Annotated in this window: 20 protein-coding genes, 1 tRNA gene and 1 pseudogene; 12 read left to right on the forward strand and 10 right to left on the reverse strand. The window is 70.4% G+C overall.

All coding sequences use genetic code 11. The features are described 5' to 3' along the window. Window positions 1–80 precede the first annotated feature (80 nt). Window positions 81–545 carry an ATP-binding protein gene (locus OG510_RS05075; RefSeq protein ID WP_406135506.1) on the forward strand — a complete coding sequence of 155 codons (465 nt, stop codon included), beginning with the start codon at window positions 81–83 and terminating at the stop codon, window positions 543–545. A 35-nt stretch (window positions 546–580) separates the two neighbouring features. On the opposite strand, the gene OG510_RS05080 is transcribed toward OG510_RS05075, so the two are convergent. The 4 genes from OG510_RS05080 to OG510_RS05095 all read right to left on the reverse strand — a co-directional run bounded on the left by OG510_RS05080 (window position 581) and on the right by OG510_RS05095 (window position 4,206). Next, window positions 581–1,414, reverse strand: a complete 834-nt coding sequence (locus tag OG510_RS05080; protein WP_406135507.1) for an SDR family NAD(P)-dependent oxidoreductase — start codon at window positions 1,412–1,414, stop codon at window positions 581–583. A 35-nt stretch (window positions 1,415–1,449) separates the two neighbouring features. Continuing rightward, window positions 1,450–2,877, reverse strand: a complete 1,428-nt coding sequence (locus OG510_RS05085; RefSeq protein WP_406135508.1) for a hypothetical protein — start codon at window positions 2,875–2,877, stop codon at window positions 1,450–1,452. Between the two features lie 85 nt (window positions 2,878–2,962). Next, window positions 2,963–3,559 (reverse strand): guanylate kinase, encoded by a 597-nt coding sequence (locus OG510_RS05090; protein WP_406135509.1) that lies wholly within the window; start codon window positions 3,557–3,559, stop codon window positions 2,963–2,965. Between the two features lie 44 nt (window positions 3,560–3,603). Then, window positions 3,604–4,206: an AAA family ATPase gene (locus OG510_RS05095; RefSeq protein ID WP_401605695.1), complete on the reverse strand. Its 603-nt coding sequence runs from the start codon at window positions 4,204–4,206 to the stop codon at window positions 3,604–3,606. A gap of 377 nt (window positions 4,207–4,583) precedes the next feature. Between OG510_RS05095 and OG510_RS05100 the strand changes: the two genes are divergently transcribed. After that, window positions 4,584–6,182 carry a serine/threonine-protein kinase gene (locus tag OG510_RS05100; protein WP_406135510.1) on the forward strand — a complete coding sequence of 533 codons (1,599 nt, stop codon included), beginning with the start codon at window positions 4,584–4,586 and terminating at the stop codon, window positions 6,180–6,182. A 69-nt stretch (window positions 6,183–6,251) separates the two neighbouring features. Then, window positions 6,252–8,387: a UvrD-helicase domain-containing protein gene (locus OG510_RS05105; protein WP_406135511.1), complete on the forward strand. Its 2,136-nt coding sequence runs from the start codon at window positions 6,252–6,254 to the stop codon at window positions 8,385–8,387. A 57-nt stretch (window positions 8,388–8,444) separates the two neighbouring features. On the opposite strand, the gene OG510_RS05110 is transcribed toward OG510_RS05105, so the two are convergent. Next, the gene (locus OG510_RS05110; RefSeq protein WP_406135512.1) at window positions 8,445–8,900 is read right to left on the reverse strand and encodes an HD domain-containing protein; all 456 of its coding nucleotides are present in this window, start codon (window positions 8,898–8,900) and stop codon (window positions 8,445–8,447) included. Between the two features lie 86 nt (window positions 8,901–8,986). Between OG510_RS05110 and OG510_RS05115 the strand changes: the two genes are divergently transcribed. From OG510_RS05115 to OG510_RS05135, 5 genes and pseudogenes are all read left to right on the forward strand, one after another. Then, complete coding sequence (locus OG510_RS05115; RefSeq protein WP_406135513.1) at window positions 8,987–9,712, forward strand: response regulator transcription factor; 726 nt, start codon at window positions 8,987–8,989, stop codon at window positions 9,710–9,712. Next, window positions 9,699–11,738, forward strand: a complete 2,040-nt coding sequence (locus OG510_RS05120) for a sensor histidine kinase (RefSeq protein WP_406135514.1) — start codon at window positions 9,699–9,701, stop codon at window positions 11,736–11,738. The genes OG510_RS05115 and OG510_RS05120 overlap by 14 nt, the downstream gene beginning before the upstream one ends. 122 nt (window positions 11,739–11,860) lie before the next feature. Then, window positions 11,861–12,343: a hypothetical protein gene (locus OG510_RS05125; protein WP_406142307.1), complete on the forward strand. Its 483-nt coding sequence runs from the start codon at window positions 11,861–11,863 to the stop codon at window positions 12,341–12,343. 100 nt (window positions 12,344–12,443) lie between these two features. Then, the gene (locus OG510_RS05130; protein WP_406135515.1) at window positions 12,444–13,112 is read left to right on the forward strand and encodes a class F sortase; all 669 of its coding nucleotides are present in this window, start codon (window positions 12,444–12,446) and stop codon (window positions 13,110–13,112) included. Between the two features lie 168 nt (window positions 13,113–13,280). Further along, window positions 13,281–13,703 (forward strand): annotated as a pseudogene (locus OG510_RS05135) (SPW repeat protein); the annotation flags it as partial. Between the two features lie 221 nt (window positions 13,704–13,924). Here the strand turns inward: OG510_RS05135 and OG510_RS05140 are convergent. Together OG510_RS05140 and OG510_RS05145 are read right to left on the reverse strand one after the other, a co-directional pair. After that, window positions 13,925–14,009: transfer RNA gene (locus OG510_RS05140), tRNA-Leu, on the reverse strand. Between the two features lie 198 nt (window positions 14,010–14,207). After that, entirely contained in the window at window positions 14,208–15,146 is a 939-nt protein-coding gene (locus OG510_RS05145; protein WP_406135516.1) for a beta-ketoacyl-ACP synthase III, read from the reverse strand. 269 nt (window positions 15,147–15,415) lie between these two features. Here OG510_RS05145 and fdhD point away from each other — a divergent pair, with 269 nt between their 5' ends. Together fdhD and OG510_RS05155 are read left to right on the forward strand one after the other, a co-directional pair. Then, window positions 15,416–16,255 carry a formate dehydrogenase accessory sulfurtransferase FdhD gene (fdhD, locus tag OG510_RS05150; RefSeq protein ID WP_406135517.1) on the forward strand — a complete coding sequence of 280 codons (840 nt, stop codon included), beginning with the start codon at window positions 15,416–15,418 and terminating at the stop codon, window positions 16,253–16,255. An 88-nt stretch (window positions 16,256–16,343) separates the two neighbouring features. Further along, on the forward strand, window positions 16,344–17,060 hold the full coding sequence (locus OG510_RS05155; RefSeq protein ID WP_406135518.1) for a hypothetical protein: 717 nt from the start codon (window positions 16,344–16,346) through the stop codon (window positions 17,058–17,060). A 59-nt stretch (window positions 17,061–17,119) separates the two neighbouring features. Here OG510_RS05155 and OG510_RS05160 read toward each other — a convergent pair whose 3' ends face one another. Further along, complete coding sequence (locus OG510_RS05160; RefSeq protein WP_406135519.1) at window positions 17,120–17,587, reverse strand: MarR family winged helix-turn-helix transcriptional regulator; 468 nt, start codon at window positions 17,585–17,587, stop codon at window positions 17,120–17,122. Window positions 17,588–17,674: 87 nt separating this feature from the next. Between OG510_RS05160 and OG510_RS05165 the strand changes: the two genes are divergently transcribed. Continuing rightward, on the forward strand, window positions 17,675–18,601 hold the full coding sequence (locus OG510_RS05165; protein ID WP_406135521.1) for a zinc-binding alcohol dehydrogenase family protein: 927 nt from the start codon (window positions 17,675–17,677) through the stop codon (window positions 18,599–18,601). Here the strand turns inward: OG510_RS05165 and OG510_RS05170 are convergent. Beyond that, window positions 18,591–19,613 (reverse strand): bile acid:sodium symporter family protein, encoded by a 1,023-nt coding sequence (locus OG510_RS05170; protein ID WP_406135522.1) that lies wholly within the window; start codon window positions 19,611–19,613, stop codon window positions 18,591–18,593. The genes OG510_RS05165 and OG510_RS05170 overlap by 11 nt on opposite strands. Before the next feature lie 139 nt (window positions 19,614–19,752). Between OG510_RS05170 and OG510_RS05175 the strand changes: the two genes are divergently transcribed. Continuing rightward, entirely contained in the window at window positions 19,753–20,619 is an 867-nt protein-coding gene (locus OG510_RS05175; protein ID WP_406135523.1) for a LysR substrate-binding domain-containing protein, read from the forward strand. Between the two features lie 81 nt (window positions 20,620–20,700). On the opposite strand, the gene OG510_RS05180 is transcribed toward OG510_RS05175, so the two are convergent. Then, on the reverse strand, window positions 20,701–21,720 hold the full coding sequence (locus OG510_RS05180) for an Lrp/AsnC family transcriptional regulator (protein WP_406135524.1): 1,020 nt from the start codon (window positions 21,718–21,720) through the stop codon (window positions 20,701–20,703). Between the last annotated feature and the right edge of the window lie 78 nt (window positions 21,721–21,798).

The raw sequence follows: 21,798 nt of genomic DNA on the forward strand, positions 1-21,798 counted from the left end.
GAACGCGCGCCGCGTACAAGCAGCCCGCGACGGCGCGTCACCCCTGGTCACGCTACGCCACTGCGCGTCACCGTGGAGCCATGAACAGCAAGCCACCGCTCCCCGTACGTCCCGTCCGCCCCTCCCAACCCAGCTTCCCCTGGCACCACTTCACGATGCGCTTCACTGCCACCCCACGCGGCGCCCGTCTCGCCCGGCACTTGGCCGGGGAACGTCTCGACGCGTGGGGCGTTGCCTACGGGAGCGACGCACACGACGCGCTGACGCTGATCGTCTCCGAACTCGCCGCCAATGCCGTGAGCCACGGCCTGGTACCCGGACGCGACTTCCGTCTTCGGCTGTCCGCCGAGGGCGCGACCGTGCGCGTGGAGGTCACCGACACCCGCGGAGAGAGCGTCCCTGCGCTCGTCGAACCATCCGACGAGCTGGAGGGCGGCCGCGGTCTACTTCTGGTAGCCGCGCTCGCGGACCGCTGGGGCTGGTATCCGTGCGAGGACGGGCCGGGGAAGACCGTCTGGGCGGTCTTGGGAGTGCCATCGCCGTAGTCCTGGGCTCTCGTGCGCTGACACCCCGCCGCGGGTTACAGAGACACGGTCGTCCCCAACCCCGCCTGCGGCTGGCCACCGTCGACGGGGATGTGGGCGCCGTTCACAGCTCCGGCCGCCGGTGAGAGGAGGAAGGCGATGACCCGGGCCACCTCATCAGCTGCCAGCAGGCGTCCGCTGGGGTTGCGTTGCGCATACGCCTCGAACGTATCCGGGTCACGCCGGCGCAGGCGGTCCCAGCTCTTGCCCGGCAGGAGAATGGAACCGGGGCTGACCGTGTTGACACGCACACCGTACGGGGCCAGTTCTTGGCACAAGGCGCCTGCGAGGTAGATCTCCGATGCCTTTGCCGCTCCGTACTGGGCGGGGAACCGAGGCTTCCAGCCGGAGATGGACGCCACCATCACCACGGAGCTGCCGGGGCGCAGGCAGTCCAGCGCCGCCCGGACAGCACGCACCGCGTGGCCGCCGTTCAGCTCCCAGGTGTCCTGCCAGTCCTCCCGGGTCGAGTCGAGGAGGCCGCCGCCACGCTTGCCTCCGATGTTGGCGACCAGGCCGTCGAGCCCGCCGAGCTCGCGGCCGGCCCGCCTGGTGAAGTCTTCCAGTTCACCCGGTGCCAGAACATCGACGGATCCCGTCACCACCTGGGCGTCGAAATCCTGATACAGCTCGGCCGAGGCCCGGTCCAGAGTGCCGGGATCGCGGCCGCAGACCGCAAGGGACGCCCCCTCGGCGGCGAGGAGACGCGCGACCGCATATCCCAGCCCCCTGCTGCCGCCGGTCACCAGGAACGACTTGCCACGCAGTCCGTACGTGACAGCAGGAACTGATGCTCCCACGTACCCCTCAGCCTCTTCTCCCTGTTCCATGGAGGGCACTCTGCCACCTGTCCGGCCGAGAGTGCTCAACGCACCAGCTTGCGGATCACTATGCCCACGATGAGGGTGGTGAACAGCATGCCCGCAACTGTCAACGAGACCGCGAGCGCCGTCCATCCTGCTGTTCTGAACTCCGACGGCATGCCGGTACCCACGTTCAGCCAGAGAGCCAGAGCGAGGACGAAGCTCCTGCCCGCGGCCGTCACGTCGGTCAGACCGCGGCCTGGATCGCGCACAGCGCCCGCCAGATGAAGCGCCACGGCTGTCAGCAGGACCCCGACCCCCAGCACGCGCGCCGGGTTGCGTGCCCGGACTCCCCAGCCGAGGACACCACCGAGGATGCCCTGTCCGATGGCGCGCCGCAGAAGCGGCAGGGCCGTCGCCTCGCGCTGACGCGCGAGATAGTAGAGCTCGTCGACCTCACGGTTCCGGTTCCTCTTGGCCAGCGCCGACCGCACGGACTCCAGGGCGACGGCCGTCACCTCGGTGAAGGACCGGTCCAGGAAAGAGAGGACCTGTGCACCGTTGCGGAAGACCTGCCCGGCCAGCTCCATGTCGCCGACGCTGGAGGAGCTGTCGAGGCTGTATCGGGAGCTCCCGGAGGGCAGCCCCAGGGTGCCTGTGACCGAGGAGCCGTGCAGGCTGATCACCGAAGAAACCGCCGAGGCCGACGTGAGGGACACAACCGTCGTGTTGTGAAGAGCCAGCCGGGCGGTCGCGCCGGCCACGTCGCCGCCCGAACTGTCGCAGAGCCCGAGGTTGCGAACTTCCACCGAGCCTTTGACCGTGCTGTTCGTGATCGTGCTGACCTCGGCAGGAATGACCAGCCCGTTCAGGCGCACGGTCTCACTGCAACGGAGTTCGCTCGCCCGCAGCGGTTCGTCCAGCCGCACCCGCCGCAGCGTGAGTTCGCCCGTCTCGACGTCAGCAAGTTCCATCGTGGACAGCCAGAGATCGTCGAACGTGAGGTCCTCCCGGGTCTTCAGTCCTCGCACGACCACACTCGGCCGGCCGAGACGACCGCCCATGGCCTGGCTGCGGACCGTCAGCGAGGGCACCCGTGTGTCTCTGATGTGGAGTGTCCCGCGTAGAGCGTTGACCTGGACGAGCTCCTCGACCCGGAGGCGCTCCAGCCGGGTGGTCCCGCACGAGTGCAGGGCGAGGAAGTCGAGGGCGGAGTCGATGACCGTGACCTCGCACCCGATCGACGCATTGCGGACGGTCAGGCGGCCGATGCGGGAGTTCACGACCATCAGCGCATCGGTCTCCACATGGTCGATGACCAGTTCGTCGATGCGGCAGGACCGTACGGTGAGCGCGCCGTCGATGCTCATACGGTCGAAGGAAACACGGTCGGCCAACACTGTGTCCAGGAGAAGGTCCGCCGTGACCTCGTCCTGCCGCAGATGCACGCTGCGGTCCTGCACGGTGCGCTGCCGACCGATGCGCGCCAAGTCCTCTAACGTCCGGACGACTCCCACCGGCGTTCCCCCCGCTGTGTGTGACCGTGCATGTCGTGATGAGCCCGCCTCGACGTACTCACGTGTGACGCGGTGTCGTGCCCCGCCGGGCCGGTTCCGCGTCCGGCCTGAGTCCGAGCGTGGTGAACAGCTCATCCGCGCCGACGATGTCCGGCGCACTGTCGAGCGCATAGGTGATCTGCTTGGCAGCGGCTGCCGGCACGGTCCGGTCCGTGCGGATCACGAGGTCGAACAGGTCCCGCACATCGGACGTACCCAGGTCCCGCGCCGTCTCGTCCCAAGCGATGAGCCGCTTAGCAGTGTCGGAGTCTCCGCGCGCACGGGAACGTCGCTCGCACTCGCTCCTCGGAACCCAGAGAAGGACGCGTAACCAAGAGATCGACGCGGTCCGGCCCAACAACGTGCGCATGTCCGTGACATTGCCGATGTGGGTGACCGGGACCCGGCTGCACTGCTGGGGTTCCATGAGGGAGAGTTCGTCGACCGCGTACACGTTGCCGTAACGCCGGGTCTCCACGACGATCCTGCCCTGCGCGCGCAAGTCCCCGAGTTCCGCAGCGGTGACGAACCGGTACCCGGCCGACCGGCCCGTCCCCTGCTTGAGCTTGGTGACCAGTTCGAAACGGTGATCCACCGAGCGGAGAGCTGCCGTCACGGTGTCCTTGCCGGCAGCCGGCGGTCCGTAAAGGACGACGGCGCTCACGCTCCCCCCAGCAGCCGCTGAGCAATCGACTCGACCTGCTCGGCCAAGGGACGTGACACGCTGATGCGGTTGTCGATGACGTGGTGGGGTGCCACCGGCCGGAGGCCGACGTCGAGGCCGTCGGTGTACGCGGGCCAGTGTGTCAGCTTCCACGTGTCGCGTGAGGCGTTGCGCGAGATCAGCCTGTCCCGCATCGACTCCAGGTCGCTGTCCACCCAGAGCGTCTCGAAACGGGCTCCCGTCCTACGGCACCGTCGGGCCACCCGAGAAGTCCACTGCGCGTCGGCGCTCTCGGCGAGAAACGGCGCCACCGCGACTACGGAAGTGCCGCATTCAAGGTTTTCCCAGGCGGCCTTCATCAGGCACTCGTACTCCAGGGGCCTGGCGTGCTCCAGATACGTGGCGCTGTGGCGGTCGTCCGGATCGCCGCCCAGTGCAGTCAGCAATCGCTCGGTCATCGGACGGCTGATGGTGTCCTTGTCGAGCATGGCCCAACCTGTCGCCGCCGCCAGGAGCTTGCCGGCCTCGGACTTGCCCGATCCGGCATACCCGGCGACAAGTGCGAGAGTGATGGTGCTCGTGCCTAACGCAGTGGTCACGCTGTATGCCCCCCGAGACGTCTCGATACAACTGGGCCCAGTTTAGGGGCGGCTGAGGACAATGGCCGTCACGCTTCTGGTATGGCTGGATCTTTCCAAGGAGGTCCGCGTGGCACACGCGGACCGGTCCGACGGACCTGCATCGCGGCCTCCGGGTGAGGGGCTACGTCGCGCCCTGACGGGTAACGACCTGATCCACTCTCTGTCGCGCACCAGGTCGTAAGCCACCCACCTGGCCGAAAACCGACAGCCCGGCTCCACGTGCCTCCCCGCTATTGGACCGGGATCGCCTTGCCGGAGAGACTTGGCCCCACCTATGTCGGGGTCTGGCCGCCGCTGCGCGCGCCTGCCGCACACGCACACACCCGGGGGGCAATGTGCCACAGCAGCCGGTCGCTGGTCGTTATGAACTCCTGGAGGGGCTCAACAGCGGCGGTATGGGGGACGTGTGGCGCGGCTACGACGTCGTACTCGACCGGCCCGTCGCGGTGAAGGTGATCCGGCAGCAGGCGGTCGCGGGCTCCCCGCAACTGGCGGAGGAGTTCGCCAAACGGTTCAAGCGCGAGGCGCGGATCACCGCCCGGATCCAGCATCCCGGGGTGCCGCAGGTGTACGACGCGGTGCTCGACGACACGGACACCACATACGAGCGGCTGTTCCTCGTCATGGAGTTGGTCGACGGGGTGCCGCTGTCCTCGTACATCCACCCGGAACGCCCCCTGCCGGTCAGCTGGGCGGCTGCTGTGGCAGCACAGGTCGCCACCGTGCTGTCGTACGCGCACGACGTGCCGGTGATCCACCGCGATCTCAAGCCGGGCAACATCCTGGTCGCCCGCGACGGAACGGTGAAGGTGCTGGACTTCGGTATCGCGGCCATTCTGCGGACCGATGTCACCAAGCTGACCGCCACGGGCAGCCCCATCGGCACCTACCAGTACATGGCGCCGGAGCAGGTGCGCGGCGGACGGACCACCCCGCAGACCGATCTGTACGCGCTCGGCTGTGTGCTGCACGAACTGCTCAGCGGGCGGCTGCTGTTCACGGCGGACAGCGAGTATTTGGTGATGTACCAGCACGTCAACGCCGCCCCCACTCCACTGCGTGAGCTGCGCCCTGATGTTCCCGCGGCTCTGGAAGATCTCGTCCTGCATCTGCTTCTCAAGTCACCGGAGGCGCGGCCGGCCGATGTGCAGGAGGTGTACGAGCGGCTGCGGCCGTTCCTGCCGTCGCCCGGCCAGCATTCTGTGCCCGATGGGACGGGACCGGAGGGGACGCCCGACCCGACCGGGGTGTTCCGCAACCCGTATGCGCCGCGCGCCCGTGCAGGTGCCGGTCCGTCCGCGCCCGCCGCGGTCGACGCGGATGCAGTTCCCGCCGCGCCCGCTCCCGTACCGGCTCGACTGCGCGAGGAGATCAGGGAGGCGTACGCGCACTCCGACGCCCTCCTGGAGGAGGAGCGGTTCGCGCAGGCCGCCGAGGTGCTGGGCGAGATCATCGAAACCGCCGCCCGCGCCCTCGGCTCCGAGAACAGGAAGGTTCTGGAGTTGCGTATGCACCGCGCCGCGATCCGGCTGCTCGGTGGGGATTACCGGACCGCGTTGCCCGAGTTCGACGCCCTCGCCGACGCCTACGCACGCACCGGCGGCCCCACCAGCGAGCACGCCCGCGCCTGCCGCGCCCAGGCGGCTCGCTGCCGTGCTGAACTCGGCCAGGTCACCGACGCGCTGGCCACCCTGCGGAACGTCCTTGACGTCGTGCGGGCCGTCGACGGCGACGTGAGCGAGGAAGCCGTCGAGCTGCGACGCGATATCGGGATGCTGTTGCTCGCGCAGGGGCAGTCAGCCGAAGCCCACCGGATCCTCGAACCGCTTCACGACGATCTGCGTCTGGTGTTCGGGCCCGACGACGAGATGACCGAAGAGGTCGGCGAAGCGCTGGCGCTGATCCGCCTCGGCCTTGATGGCCCAACCGTCTGATTCCCTCCCCTTTTCGCCTGACTCCTCGCCTGTTCGCCTGTTGCCCCGTCTCCCCCGGAGAGTCCGCCCGTGCCCCACCTCGCGTTCGACATCGGTTTCTGTGCTCAGCTCGGCAAGCTCCAAGGCACCGTCAAACAAGGGGTGTTCGATGCCTGGGAGAAGTTCGAGCGCCTCACCCTGGACCAGCTGTTCAAGGACCCGGGCCTGAAGCTCGAAACACTGAAGCGGGCCCGTGATCCCCACATCCGCACCATCCGTATCGATCAGGGGACGCGCGGCGTTGTCCTCGCGCCCAACAGCGGGGACACCTATGTACTGCTCAGGGTGATGCCGCACGACAAGGCGATCGACTGGGCGGTCAAGCAGAAGGCCAGCATCAACACGGTCACCCGAGCGGTGGAGATCAGGGACATCGCAATGCTCGACGAACTGACGCCCGCGTACGAGCGCATTGCGCCCGCTCCGGATCAGCGGCTGTTCGCAAAGGTGTCCGACGGGGATCTGAAAGCGCTCGGCGTCGACGAGACCACCCTGCGCCAGACACGTGCGCTCACCGATCTCGAACAACTGGAGATCTTCGCGCCCTACTTCCCGCAGGACCAGCGCGAAGTCCTTGAGTACCTGGCAGCGGGCTTCACCGTGGAGGAGGTGTGGCGGGACGTGGTGTCCGTCAGTCTCACCAACACACCCGCCACCGAAGCGCTCGTGGACACCGCCGACTTCGCCACAGCCATCCACCGCACCCGCACCCGCATCGCACTCGTCACCGGATCCGACGAGCTGCGGGACATCCTCGACAAACCGTTCGCGGCCTGGCGGGTCTTTCTGCATCCCTCCCAGCACAAGGTCGCCTACCGCCCCTCCTACTCCGGCCCCGCGCAGGTCACCGGCGGTCCCGGCACCGGCAAGACCGTCGTCGCCCTGCACCGCGTGCGCCATCTGCTGCGACACCTGCGGGACGGCGACCGCATCCTGCTGACGACCTACACCAACGCGCTGGTGGCCGCCCTGCGTACCGGACTTGCCTCCCTGGTCGAGGACGAGGTGCTGCTTGACCGGGTGGACATCATGACCGTCGACGCCTTCGCGGGCCGCGTGGTGTCCACCTCACGGCGGCCCCTGCGCAATGGTGAGGAGGAGACCCGGTGGGCGCAGGCTGCGAAGGCGACCGGGTTCACCGGCACCGCGCAATTCCTCGCCCAGGAGTACAAGCATGTCGTCCTCGCACAGAGTCTGCGGACGGTGCAGGAGTACGAAGACTGCGAGCGGCGCGGGCGCGGCAGCGCCCTGCCCATCTCGTCCCGCGCACTGGTGTGGCGCACCATCGAGGAGTTCACGGGCCGGCTCGCGGCTGACGGGCTGCGTACGTACCTCGGTACCTGCGCCGAGGCCGTTGATCTGCTGGAGTCCGCCGGGCCGCGTTACCGGCACGTCGTGGTCGACGAGGCTCAGGATCTCCACCCCGCACAATGGCGGCTGCTGCGTGCGGCGGCCCCGCCCCGCCCGGACGATCTGTTCATCGCGGGCGACCCGCATCAGCGCATCTACGACTCGAAGGTGTCCTTGAAGGCTGTCGGCATCAGGGTCACCGGACGGTCGACGAAGATGCGCAAGAACTACCGCTCCACGCACGAGATTCTGAGCTGGTCCACTGCTCTGCTCGTGGGCCGCCCTTTCGAGCAACTGGCGGACGACGCACGGAACGAGTCCCTGGTTGGGTACCGCTCGGCCCTGCACGGCAACGGGCCCGAGGTGTGCGGGACAGACACCGAGGAGGCCGAACTGGCAGCTCTTGTGACACACGTCCGCGGCTGGCTCGACAAGGGCATCGCCCCCGGCGAGATCGGGGTGAGTGCACGGTTCAAAAGGAACTGTGACAGGGCGGTGGAGTATCTCAAGACGGCGGGCATCTCCGCCGCGCGTCTGCGGGGCGACGCTCCCACCAATGCAGACGCTGTCCAGGTCGGCACCATGCATTCGTTCAAGGGGCTGGAATTCCGATGCGTCGCGGTCATCGGTGTGAGCGAGGGCGCCTTGCCGTACTCGAGGGCAGTAACCCCGGCGGACATCGACCGACTCCAGCACGATGCGGACCTGCTCGCAGAACGCTGCCTGCTGTTCGTGGCCTGCACCCGGGCCCGGGACGGACTGTATGTGTCGTGGTCGGGGCGGCCGAGCGAGTTCCTGGTGGAGGCCGGGGTGTGAGTACACGGCCCCCGTGAGCCTGTGCCGACCGCCGTCGGCCGCACACCTGTCGGGCCTTCAGCCCTCCCCCAGCCCCAGCAACTCCCGCATCCGCGCGTACTTCGCCGTGAGCCGCTCCCTGGTGGGCTCGTCCAGTACGGCGAGCCGGGCCGGGTCCGCGTTGTGCGCGAGGTCGGCTTCCTTGATCAGCCGTGCGCCCGGCACCGCGAGGATCCGGGCCGCGTAGCTCTCCGGGCTCTCGCCCGTCCGCTTCGTCATCGCGAACACCATGTCCTTCACCGCCCGCGACAGCGGAGCTTCCTCCAGCCGGGCGGCGCTCAGCGCACCGTCCTCGACCGCGTCGTGCAGCCAGGCGGCGGCGATCTGGTCGTCGGTGCCGCCGCGTACGGCCACTCCCTCCGCGACGGCCGCCAGATGCACGGTGTACGGCTGCCCGGCTTTGTCGGTCTGCGTGGCGTGCGCCCGGCGTGCGAGCGCCTCGACCTCGGGCAGGCTCAGTCGGCTGTTCACCATGCGCCTGATGCTAGCTCCGCGGCAGACGCAGCCCGTCCGCGCGGGCGCCTCCCGTCCGTTTTCCGAACTCATCTACGATCAGCGACGTGTGCGCACATGTCATCGTCGCTGAAGACGACGAGAAACAGGCCGAGCTGGTACGCCGATACCTCGAACGTGAAGGACACGCCGTCACGGTGGTGGGTGACGGCCTCGCGGCCCTCGAGGAGGTGCGGCAGCGGACGCCCGACCTCCTGGTCCTGGATGTGATGATGCCGCGCGCCGACGGGCTGGACGTCGTACGGGTCCTGCGCGCCGAGGCGCGGGAGCTGCCGGTGCTGATGCTCACGGCCCGCTCCACCGAGGACGATCTGCTGCTCGGGCTCGATCTGGGCGCGGACGACTACATGACCAAGCCCTACAGCCCCCGGGAGTTGATGGCGCGGGTCCGCACGCTGCTGCGCCGCAACCGGCGGTCAACGGGCGCGACGCCTGCCGCCGACCCGCTGCTCTCCGTGGGCGCGCTGGTCATCGATCCGGCGCGGCACTCGGTGTCGGTCGGCGGCCTGCCGGTCGACTGCACCCCGGGCGAGTTCCGGGTGCTGGCCGCGATGGCCGCCGAACCCGACCGGGTCTTCACCCGGCAGCAGCTGCTGGCCGAACTGCACGGCTTCGACCGGTACATCAGCAACCGCACGGTCGACGTCCACGTGATGAATCTGCGCAAGAAGATCGAGGCGGCTCCCCGCAGACCGGCCCGGCTGCTCACCGTGTTCGGCGTCGGCTACAAGCTGACCGATCCGGCGGAGGGGCCCCGACTTGCCGCGCGGTAGACGCTCCAGGACCGGTCCGAGCGGTGCGGCGCGTACGCGGCTGCCCCTGCGCAGGAGTCTGCTCGGCCGGCTCCTGGCGGTGTCGGCGCTGGTGGCCGCTTGTTCGGTGGTGGCGACCGCGTGGCTCGCCGCACAGACCACATCGGGTGCGATCAGACAGGAGCAGGGTCAGAACCTCACCGCCGACACCCGTATCTACAACACCCTGCTCGGCTACGCGGCCGCGCACCCCCGGTGGGACGGTGTCGAGGCGACCGTACGGAAGCTGGCCCGGCAGTCCGGCCGGCGGATCGCCCTGACCACCGAGAACCACCAGCCCGTCGCCGACTCCGCGGGCCAGAAGCCGCCGCCCGCGCTGCCGCCCCAGGTGTCGGCGGTCGTCGACCCGCTCGCCACGGACACCACGCTGGCGGCGCGGACTTCCGCCAAGACCGGCACGCCGGCCGACCGGATCGACCCGCGTGCGGTCGGACCGTTCCGGCTGCCCGCGTCGGAGCGCGCAACGCTCAAGCGCCTGGCCGACCAGGCCGTGGCCTGCCTCAGCGGCCAGGGGATCGCGTCGGACGCGGTGGAGGGGCCGAGCGGCCGCCCCCGTATCCAGCCGGTGGGCAACGACCCGGACCGCACCCTGGGATCCAGCTGCACGACGGAGGCGCTGGACGCGCCCACCAGGACCGAGCAGAAGGCGCTCACCGCGCTCAACCATCTGGCGGACGCGTGTCTGGACCGCCAGCACCGCGCCGGGATCCATCTGAGTCTGAACCTCTCCTGGAACGAGGCCGCGGTCCCGGTCCCTGAGGCGAGGAGGGCCGCGAGAGCCGCGGAGGCCGAGCCCACCCCCGTACCACCGTCGAGCGTCCGCAACGGCGACGACGACCGGGCCATCGCGTCCTGCGTCGGCACCGCACGCCGTGAACAGCTCAGCTCGTACGTCGCGTCGCCCGCCCTGCTGTTCATCGGCGACCAAGGCGGCGGCACGGTCCCGGGGTTCAACCTCTCGCCGGCCAACACCGCCCGTATCGCGGGGGTCGCGGCGCTCGTCCTGGCCCTCACCGTCGGCGCCTCGGTACTCGCCGGAGCACGGCTGGTACGCCCTCTGCACGCGCTCACCGACGCGGCACAGCGGATGCGGGACAGCGGAAGCTCGGAGCCGGTCGAGGTCACCACGGACAACGAGATCGGCAGGCTCGCGGCGACGTTCAACGACATGTCGGCGCACCGCGCACGTCTTGAGGAGCAGCGCAAGGCGATGGTGAGCGATGTCGCGCACGAACTGCGCACACCGCTCAGCAACATCCGCGGCTGGCTGGAGGCAGCGCAGGACGGCCTCGCCGAGCCCGACCCGGCGTTCGTCTCCTCGCTCCTGGAGGAGGCGGTGCAGTTGCAGCACATCATCGACGACCTCCAGGATCTGTCGGCCGCCGACGCGGGGGTGCTGCGGCTGCATGTGGAGCCGGTACGGATCCAGGACCTCCTGGCCCAGGTCGCGTCGGCGCACCAGGCCCGCGCGGAGACGGCGGGGGTGACGCTGACGGTCACCGGTGCGCCGCCGGAGAGCGCCGCGCTGGTCCTGCCCGCCGACCCGGTCCGGCTGCGGCAGGCGGTGGGCAATCTGGTCTCCAACGCGGTACGCCACACACCGGCGGGCGGCCGGGTCACCCTGCGGGTGCACGGCGGTACGCCCTCCCCGGCCGGCAGTCAGGCCACCGAGGCCGCGTCCCAGGAGGCCGTGGTGGAGGTCGCCGACACCGGCACCGGCATCCCGGCCGAACACCTTCCGTACGTCTTCGACCGCTTCTGGCGCGCCGAGAAATCACGGAACCGCCGTACGGGCGGCAGCGGTCTCGGCCTGGCGATCGTCCGGAAACTGGCCGAGGCGCACGGCGGTACGGCGAGTGCCGCGAGCGCGGAGGGGGAAGGCTCGGTCTTCACCCTCAGGCTGCCGCTGCGACGGCCGCAGGCGGCAGCGGACAGGGACGAGCCGGACACGGAGTCAGGAGCTGAAACCTCGCCGTCCTCGCCCTGATCCGATGACCACAGCGTCCTGACAGCTTCCTCATAACTGCTTGCCAGTCTGTCGCTGTGCCCGGCGCCTGCTGCGAACCGCAGCCAGGAATCACCAAGGCCGGGCTGGAACTGGAGCTGTTCATGTCCCCACGTCTGTCCCTGCGCACCGCTGTGCTCGCCGCCGTGGCGGTCGGCACGGTGCTCGTCCCGTCGACCGCAGCCTTCGCGTCCGACAGCCCCAAGCCCGTCGCGCCCAAGACCGAGCCGTCCGCGGCTCCGTCCGCCAACAAGCCCAAGCCCGCGGCGCCGACCCCGGCGCCCGCCGCCCGCAGGGCCGAGGCCGCCAGGCGGGCCGCGCAGGCCCCGCAGGGCGCCGTGGCCGCCGGCGACAAGCCGACCCCGGCGGCGCGGGTCGCGAAGCCCGTCCCGAACACCGCGGCCGAGAAGCGTGCCGCCGCACGGCGGGCCGCCACTCCGCAGGGCGCTGTCGCCGCCGGTGAGCGGCCGGCCGGAAGCAGCAGCGACACCACGGCGCTCATCGGCTCGGCGGCCGGAGCCGTCCTCCTCGCCGGCGCGGGCACGGTCGTCCTGCGCCGCCGCTCCGCAGCACAGCGCAACGGCTGACCCACCCCACAGCAGTGGCGCCGTCCGTCACCGGGCGGCGCCACTGCCTGCGTCCGGCCCGCCACACCTCTCCCGCAGCCCCGAACGTCCTGGAGCCCTCATGTCCCGTACACACCAGCCGATACGGCGATCCGCCGCCCTGCCCGCAGCAGCCCTCTGCCTCACCCTGGCGGCGCTCACGGGCTGTTCGTCCGGCTCTTCGGACTCGGCCGGACACAAGTCCGCCGGAACGGCGAGTACGGCATCGGGCTCCGACACCGGCAAGAGCACCTCGACCGGTGCCGGAACAGACACCAAGACCGACACCAAGCCGGACACCGAGCAGTCCGCACCCCCGGCCCAGGTGTCGATCCCCTCGATCGGGGTGTCCAGTCAGCTGCTGCAGCTCGGCCTCAACGCGGACCACACGGTCCAGGTACCGCCGGCGGACAAGGGCATGACCGCGGGCTGGTACACGGGCAGCGCCACCCCCGGCGAGCCGGGAGCCGCCGTGCTGATCGGCCACAACGACACCCGCTACGGCAGGGCCGTCTTCCACGACCTCAGGAAGATCCACAAGGGCGCGGACATCGCCGTCCGTAACAAGCTGGGAAAGACGGCCCACTTCACGGTCACCGGTACGCAGAGCGTCAGCAAGAAGGCGTTCCCGACCGACAAGGTCTACGGCAGGACCACGGCCCGCGCCCTGCGGCTCATCACCTGCGACGGCTCGTTCGACGCGCAGGGGCACCCGGTGAACAACCTGATCGTCTATGCCACGTTGCGCTGACAGTTCCGCCCGCGGAACCCGCTGACGGGACCCCCCGGAGCCAGTAATCCGAGCCGCTTTATCTTCTCTATACAAAGCAGGCAAACAGGAGCAAACTGGTACTTGCGCGGTTGAGCGTTGAGCCGTGCACACGCGGTCGGACTTGCAGCAAAGAAGGAGGCGAGTCGCATGGCCGACGTCTCACACACAAGAGGCGATCTAGCAACCCACCCCGACGTACCCGAAATGCGGGCTCGGTACAACCGCATGCTCGGCGGGCGCGATGTGGCGCTCGTGGACGGGCCGGTGTTTCTCGTCGGTGTGTACTGCGCGATGTCCGCGTGGGTGATCCACTTCTCGAGCACCCAGTCGGCACTGACGACGCACAACCTCATCATGGGCATCGCCATCGCCCTGCTGGGCCTCGGGTTCACCATCATGCCGGAGCGGATGTACGGCCTCAGCTGGGCCATGGTCGTGATGGGCGCCTGGCTGGTCGTTGCCCCGTGGATCGTGGGCAGCCATCCGGACAAGGGCATCATCTGGAGCAACGCGGTCATCGGCGGCGTCACAGCTCTACTCGGGTTGATATGCACCGTCGTGGCGGCCAGGCGCAGCCGTAACGCCGCAGCCGCACACTCCATGAATTCCGGCGGAGCAAGCCGCCTCAGTCGCGCGGGACGACCCGACCGCACCGACTGATGTGACACCCGGCAAGAGCGCACAAGGAACATACGGAGAACACAGAGAGACGGGTGTGCGACCGGAAGTCCGGCCGCACACCCGTCTCTTGTACTGCGAATCCTGTACTGCGAAGTGCTTGTGTATCGAAGTGTCCGAGGGGGGACTTGAACCCCCACGCCCGATAAAGGGCACTAGCACCTCAAGCTAGCGCGTCTGCCATTCCGCCACCCGGACAAGGTGTCTGTCGGTCACGTGTGTTTTCCCCGTGGCGACAAGAACAACAATACCAGGGGTTTGCGGCGACCTTCACCCGCATTTGCCGTGGTCAGCGGGTGGCCCCGGCCGAGCGCCGGGGCACTTCCCCTCTCCGCCCCACCGACAGCACGGTGCGTCACCGGACCCCCACAGCCGGTCCCCGGTGACCCGGCGCCGTCACGGGCAGCGGACCACCTGTCCCGCGTACGAGAGATTTCCGCCGAAGCCGAAGAGCAGGACCGGCGCACCGGACGGGATCTCCCTCCGCTCCACCAGCTTGGACAGGGCCATCGGAATGCTGGCCGCCGATGTGTTGCCGGAATCGACCACATCGCGGGCGATCACCGCGTTCACCGCGCCGATCTTCGCGGCGACGGGCTCGATGATCCTCAGGTTGGCCTGGTGCAGCACGACGGCCGCCAGCTCTTCGGGGGTCACGCCCGCCTTCTCGCAGACCTTGCGCGCGATGGGCGGCAGCTGGGTGGTGGCCCAGCGGTAGACGGACTGCCCCTCCTGGGCGAAGCGCGGCGGTGTCCCCTCGATGCGTACGGCGTTGCCCATCCCGGGGACCGATCCCCACAGCACCGGCCCGATGCCGTCCTCCGCGCATGCCTCGACCACGGCCGCTCCGGCGCCGTCCCCGACCAGGACACAGGTGGAGCGGTCGGTCCAGTCGGCGATCTCGGCCATCTTGTCGGCGCCGATCACCAGCGCGCGTTCGGCGGAGCCGGCCCGTACCGCGTGGTCGGCGATGGCCAGGGCGTGGGTGAAGCCCGAGCAGACGACGTTGACGTCCATGGTCGCGGGCGAGCCCATGGCCAGCTTGGCGGCCACCCGCGCCGCCATGTTCGGCGAGCGGTCGATCGCGGTGGAGGTCGCCACGAGCACGAGGTCGACATCGCCGGGCGCGAGCCCCGCGGAGGCGAGCGCCTTGGCTCCGGCCTGGGCAGCGAGTTCGTCGACCGGCTCATCGGGACCGGCGATATGGCGGGTCTTGATCCCCACCCGGCTCCGGATCCATTCGTCGCTGGTGTCGACAAGGGCGGCGACATCGTCATTGGTGAGCACCTTGGCCGGCTGGTAATGGCCGAGTGCGGCGATGCGTGTTCCGGTCATGCCCGGGACCCCTCTGCTGCTGATGTCAGGAGCCCTCCAGTCTCGTTAGCGACTCACCGGTACGACGGCAGGTAAAGCAACAGGATTCGGGCGTCCCACTTGGAGACTTCGGATCACTTCCGGACACCGGGCCGGCACCGAACCGGGGTGCGATACGTAATGTTCCACACCTTTCGTCCGCCGGATGCCCGAGGCCCGGCGACCGGTTTCGCACCGTGCCAGGAGAATGGGAGCGTCGCAGCACCGATCGAAGAGTAGGACTGATCTCCATGGGCCGGGTCACCGAACGCCGCCGCACCATCCGTATCCGGGACGGAGTGGTGACCACCCGCCCCGACACTCTGGTGGCCGAGGAGCCGCTGGAGATCCGGCTGAACGGCAAGGCCCTGGCCATCACGATGCGCACCCCGGGCGACGACTTCGCCCTCGCCGCCGGATTCCTGGTCAGCGAGGGGGTACTCGGCTCGGCGGACGAGCTCCAGTCGATCGTGTACTGCGCGGGTGCCACCGCCGACGGCTCGAACACGTACAACGTGGTGGACGTCAGGCTGGCCCCCGGTGTCGAGCTGCCCGACATCACGCTGGAGCGCAACGTCTACACCACCTCCTCGTGCGGGCTCTGCGGCAAGGCGAGCCTGGACGCGGTCCGCACCACCGCGCGCTTCCCGATCGCCGACAGCCCGCAGGTCCGGGTGGAGCCCGATGTGCTCGCCGTACTCCCCGACCGGCTGCGGGCCGCGCAGCAGGTGTTCGACAGGACCGGGGGGCTGCACGCGGCCGCGCTCTTCACGCCCGAGGGCGAACTGCTCGACATACGTGAGGACGTGGGCCGCCACAACGCGGTGGACAAGCTGGTCGGCCGGGCCCTGCAGAGCGGGCTGCTCCCGCTCTCCCAGGTCGTACTCCTGGTCTCGGGCCGGGCCTCCTTCGAGCTGGCCCAGAAGGCGGTGATGGCGGGGATCCCGGTCCTGGCGGCGGTGTCCGCTCCGTCCTCGCTGGCCGTCGACCTGGCCGCCGAGTCCGGTCTCACCCTGGTCGGTTTCCTCCGCGGCTCCTCCATGAACGTGTACACGGGCGACGGGCGCATCGCCCTGCGCTCCGGCGTCTGAGAGCGGCCGGGCACCCAGGGGCGCGGCGTTCCGGCGGGCGGCCGCGACCGTGTTCCCTGCGCCGGGTGACGGCAGTACGGTCAGGGGCATGACCCGCCAGCCGTCCGCAGCCCAGCGCCGGGCGATCCGCACCGCCGACGCCGAGTCCGGACTGCTCCAGGGTCCTGCGGCGGCCCTGGCCTCGCTGGTCACCCAGGGGCTCGCGCTGCGTCATCCGCGGCCCCCGCACCGGCATTACCTGACGCCTGCCGGACACCGGCTGCGGGAGCGGCTGGCCGCCGAGCCGGTCAGGCTGGTGCCACCGCCGGAACCGGATCAGGCACCGGATCCCGCGCCCAACCCCGCACGGGGCCCCGCACGTGATCACGCACGGAGCCCCGCACCGGTTCGGGACTCGGCGGCCGGGGATCCGCCCGGCGTGTTCCGACCCCGTACCGCGGCCGGAGCGGACCGGAGCTCAGGAGAGAGCCCGCCCGGCCCGGACCCCGTACGGGAGCGTGAGGTGCGCAGCGCGTGGGCCGGCCTGATCGAGATGCGCCGGGTCACCAACCCCGACCACTCGGTGGAGCGGCCGTGCGACTGGGAGCGTACGCATCTGACGCAGGCCGCGGCTCTCGCCCTGGAGGCGGGCTGCTGCCGGGGCTATCTGGTGAGCGAGTCGGCGCAGCCCGAGGCGGTCCGGGTGGACGGGCCGGACGCCTGGGCGTACGCGGAGACGCTGGAGCGTGCGGGCTGGCAGACCTCGGCGCACGCTGACCGGCGGGCGGGCGCGCCCTATCTGCTGGCCTCGCCCCGGCGGGTCTGACCGCACCTGCGACGTGTCCGACCACCTCGGCCGCTCCGGCCGTCCAGGCGGGCCCTGCATCACCGTTCCGTACCGGCCGCCCCGTCCGGCGCGTGCACGATACGGGTGAGCAGCGCGGTGAGCTGTGCCCGCTCCGAGGGGTCGAGCGGGGCGAGCAGTTCGTCGTTGGCGGCGTCGCCCAGCTCCTCCAGGCGGTGCAGCACCGTGCGTCCCGCAGGCGAGATGGCGATCGCGTTCTTCCGCCGGTCCGCCGGATCGGCGGTGCGCGTGACGAGTCCCCCGGCCTGGAGTTCGTTGAGCACCGTGACCATGTCCTTGGGGTCGATGCGTACCGTGCGGCCCAATTCCGCCTGGGACACGGGTCCGAGCGCGGCGACGGCCGTCAGCACCACATGGTGCGGCAGCCGCATCCCCTCCCCCGCGAACGAGTCGGCGAGCAGCCGGTGGCCACGGGCCGCCGCCCGGCCGAGCAGCCAGCTGGGCAGAGCGGTGATCCGGGCGAGCGCGGGAGGGGTGTCGGGCGTCATGGCAGAAGCGTATCGAAAATCATTGGGGCCACCAATGAAAACCGGATACCGTTGGTCCTCCCAACGACATAGACATCTGGAGGCTCCATGCGCCGCGTCCGGTACGACAGCAACGGCGGGCCCGACGTCCTGCGCCTGGAGGACGCGCCCGTCCCCGACCCCGGGCCCGGCGAACTGCTGGTGCGCTCCGAAGCCATCGGCGTGACCCTGCCGGCCGTGAGGAAAGTCCGCGAGGGCACCGCGCCCGCGCATCTGGGCGGGGAGATCGCGGGCACGGTCGTCGCCGTCGGCTCCCAGGTCACGGGCTTCGCGGCCGGCGACCGGGTGACCGGGCTCTGCTTCGCCGACGCCTACGCGGACCTCGCGCTCCTGGCGGAGCCCTTCGCCACCCGGATCCCGGAGCACGCGAGCGCGGTGGACGCCGTGGCCCTGGTGCGCAGCGGGCTGGTGGCGCGCGGGGCACTGCGCGCCGCACGGCCGCACCCCGGGGAATCGGTGCTGGTGACGGCCGCCGCGAGCGGGGTCGGTCATCTGGCGCTCCAGCTCGCCCGGCTCGACGGCGCCGCACGGGTCGTCGCCGCCACCGGGTCGGCGGCGAAGGCCGGGTTCCTGCGCGGGCTCGGCGCCGACGCGGTCGTGACGTACGACGCGGCGGACTGGGGCAAGCCGGTGGACGTCGTCCTGGACGGGGTCGGCGGAGCGCTGCTCACCCCGGCGGTGGCGGCGCTCGCGCCGAACGGGCGGCTGGTGGCGTTCAGTTCGGGTGGTGGCACCCTTCAGGCGTACGACCTGCTGGTGGGCGCCAAGTCGGTCATCGGGTTCCAGATGGCGCTCATCGCCAGGAACGAGCCCGAGCTGTACGCGCGGTGGTGCGCCGAGCTGTGGGAGCTGCACCGCACCGGGCTGCTGCGGACCGCCGTACACGCCGAGGTGCCGCTCGAAGAGGCCGCGCGGGCCCACCGGTTCATCGAATCCCGGGCCAACCTCGGCAAGGTGGTGCTGGTCACGTCATAGCGGTCCGGGCGGATCCGGTCTGCACCGCCTCTTCGGGCAGCGGGTCGCGCGAGCGGCGTTTGGCGATCACCGCGCAGACCATCAGCTGCATCTGGTGGAAGAGCATCAGCGGCAGCACGGCAAGCGACGCCTGCGCACCGAACAGCACACTCGCCATGGGCAGTCCGGCCGCCAGGCTCTTCTTCGACCCGGCGAACTGGATGGCGATCCGGTCACCACGGCCGAAGCCGAGCCGCTTCGCCCCGTACCAGCTCAGGGCGAGCATGACGGCGAGCAGCACCGCCTCGGCCCCCAGCAGCTCCAGCAGCCGGACGAAGCTCACCTGGTGCCAGACGCCGCGGACCATGCCCTCGCTGAACGCGGCGTAGACCACCAGCAGGATCGAGCCCCGGTCGACATAGCCGAGCACCTTCTTGTGCCGTACGAGGAAGCCGCCCACCCAGCGGCGCAGCAGCTGCCCCGCCACGAACGGCACCAGCAGCTGCAGCACGATCTTCAGCAGTGAGTCGGCGGAGAAGCCGCCCCCGCTGCTGCCCAGGACCAGCGCGGCGAGCACCGGGGTGACCACGATGCCGGCGAGCGAGGAGAAGGAGCCCGCACAGATCGCCGCAGGCACATTGCCGCGGGCGATCGAGGTGAAGGCGATCGACGACTGGATGGTCGAAGGCACCAGGCAGAGGAAGAGCAGCCCGTTGTAGAGCGGGGGCGTCAGCACGAAGGGCACGAGCCCCTTGGCCGCGAGGCCGAGCAGCGGGAACGCGACGAAGGTGCAGGCCAGGACCGTGAGATGGAGCCGCCAGTGCTTCAGCCCCTCGACCGCCTCGGCGGTGGAGAGCCGGGCGCCGTACAGGAAGAAGAGCAGGGCCACCGCCCCGGTGGACGCGCCTGTGGCCACATCGGCCGCCGCACCACGGGCCGGCAGCAGCGCTGCCACGGCGACGGTGCCGATCAGCGCCAGGATGTACGGATCGATCGGCAGCCAGGACGGAAGCTGCAACTTACGGCGGCTCATGGTCTCCACTTGCTCTCGGGGCCGGCAGGCACGGCCCTGCCTGTCGTCTGCGCCCTCCCCATGATCTACGGGACGCCCCTCATCGGGAATCCTGCATACCGCTCTGACTGACATCACCATTCGCGATAACCTTGCGGCCATGTACGACCCGGCGCAGCTGCGCACCTTCCTCACCGTGTCGCAGACCCTGAGCTTCACCCAGGCGGCCCACCGCCTCGGGCTTCGCCAGTCGACGGTGAGCCAGCACGTCCGCCGGCTGGAGGACGCGACGGGCCGGACGCTCTTCACCCGGGACACCCACAGCGTGGAGCTGACCGAGGACGGCGAGGCGATGCTGGGCTTCGCCCGTACGATCCTCCAGACGCACGAGCGCGCCGCGGCCTTCTTCGCGGGCACCCGGCCGCGCGGCAGGCTGCGGTTCGGCGCGTCGGAGGACTTCGTCCTGACCAGGCTGCCGGAGATCCTGGAGTCGTTCCGCACCGCGCACCCCGAGGTGGATCTGGAGCTGACCGTCGGCCTCTCCGGCACCCTGCACGAGCTGCTGGCGGCGGGCTCGCTCGATCTGGTGCTCGCCAAGCGGCGCGACGGCCACAGCCACGGCGAGCTGGTCTGGCGCTCCTCGCTCACCTGGATCGGCGCCCCGCGGCTGCGCATCGACCCCGAACGCCCGCTCCCGCTGATCCTCTTCCCGCCGCCCGGCATCACCCGCGCCCGCGCGCTGGAGGTGCTGGAGGAGGACGGCCGCGCCTGGCGCATCGCCTGTACGAGTACCAGCCTGAGCGGGCTGATCGCGGCGGCCCGCGCGGGCCTGGGCATCATGGCGCACACCCGCGGCCTGATCCCGCCCGGCCTCACCCCGGTCCCGGCCCGTGCCGGGCTGCCCGACCTGGGTGACGTGGACTTCGTCCTGCTGCACGGCCGTACGGGCGGCAGCGCCCAGGAGGCCGCCGACGCACTGGCCTCGTCGATCCTGGCGGGCGCCGACCGGCTGCACCGGCAGGTCTAGCCACCGGCAGGTCCGGCCGGCAGGTCCGGCGGGCAGATCCAGCCGGGAGGTCCGGGCAGGAGGCCCGGCCAGGAGGTCCGGCTAGGAGACCGTGCGGCCGGTGGGCCGTTCCTCGTACTTGAGCTGCTTGACCCGGCGCAGCATCGGTGTGCACTCCACGTGCTGGACCCCGTCCAGCCGGCCGAGGCGGGCGCTCACATACGCGTACAGCTCAGGGGTGTCGCGGCAGACCACCACAGCGAACAGATTGCACGGCCCCGAGACGGCGCTGGCGGTGGCCACTTCCCGGTGGGTGGCCAGTGCCCGGCCGACGGCGTCGAGGGCGGCCGGCGCCGCGGTGATCCACAGCAGGGCCGCGATGCCGTACCCGAAGTGCTCGGAGTCGAACTGCACATCGATGAAGAGCGTGCCCGAGCTCAGCAGCTGGTCCAGCCTGCGGCGCACCGCCGACTCCGAACGCCCGGTGGCCTTCCGCAGTTCGGCGAAGGTGGCCCGGCCGTCCCGTTCGAGCGCGGTGACCAGCGGCTCGTCGTCCGCGGTGATACCCGATTCCCTGCCGCCGGGGACTCTGCCGCCGGGGTCGGCCGTCCCGCAGGTCCCGGACGGGCGCAGCGCCGCCACCTGGGCGTCGGTGAGGGCGCGGCTCTTGCCGAGCCAGCCGGCCGGGCCGCCGTAGAAGCGGTGCAGCAGCTGGTGGGCCCTGATCTCGGTGATGCTCGGGGTGCGCGGCAGCTTCCCGAGGAGCAGCTCCTCGTGTTCGCCGCGGGTGCGCGCGCTGGTCTGGCCGACCACCTCCGTACCGCCCGATGTGAGCCCGATCCAGGCGGTGTCGGGACGGCGGGCCAGCGCCCTGGCGATCGAGTCGGCGGCGTCCGGCGCGCAGCGCAGCCGGAGCATCCAGGTGTCCTGGCCGAGGCTCGCCGCATCGCGCACCCCCACCACGCGCATCCCGCCCTCGGTGTGCAGCCGCCGGTAGCGGCGGGCGACCGTCTGGTCGGACACGCCGAGTACGGCCGCGAGCCGGCTGAACGAGGCGCGGGCGTCCACTTCGAGCCCGTGCAGCAGCTGGAGGTCGAGCTCGTCGAAGTCATGCGATTCCACGGATTTCCTCCTGCTGATGTCGGGTTCCGGCGAATTCCTCGCCACGGTTAGGGGATCCCGCCGTCCACCGCCGATCGT

It is taken from the genome of Streptomyces sp. NBC_01089 (assembly GCF_045162975.1).
Lineage (GTDB): Bacteria > Actinomycetota > Actinomycetes > Streptomycetales > Streptomycetaceae > Streptomyces.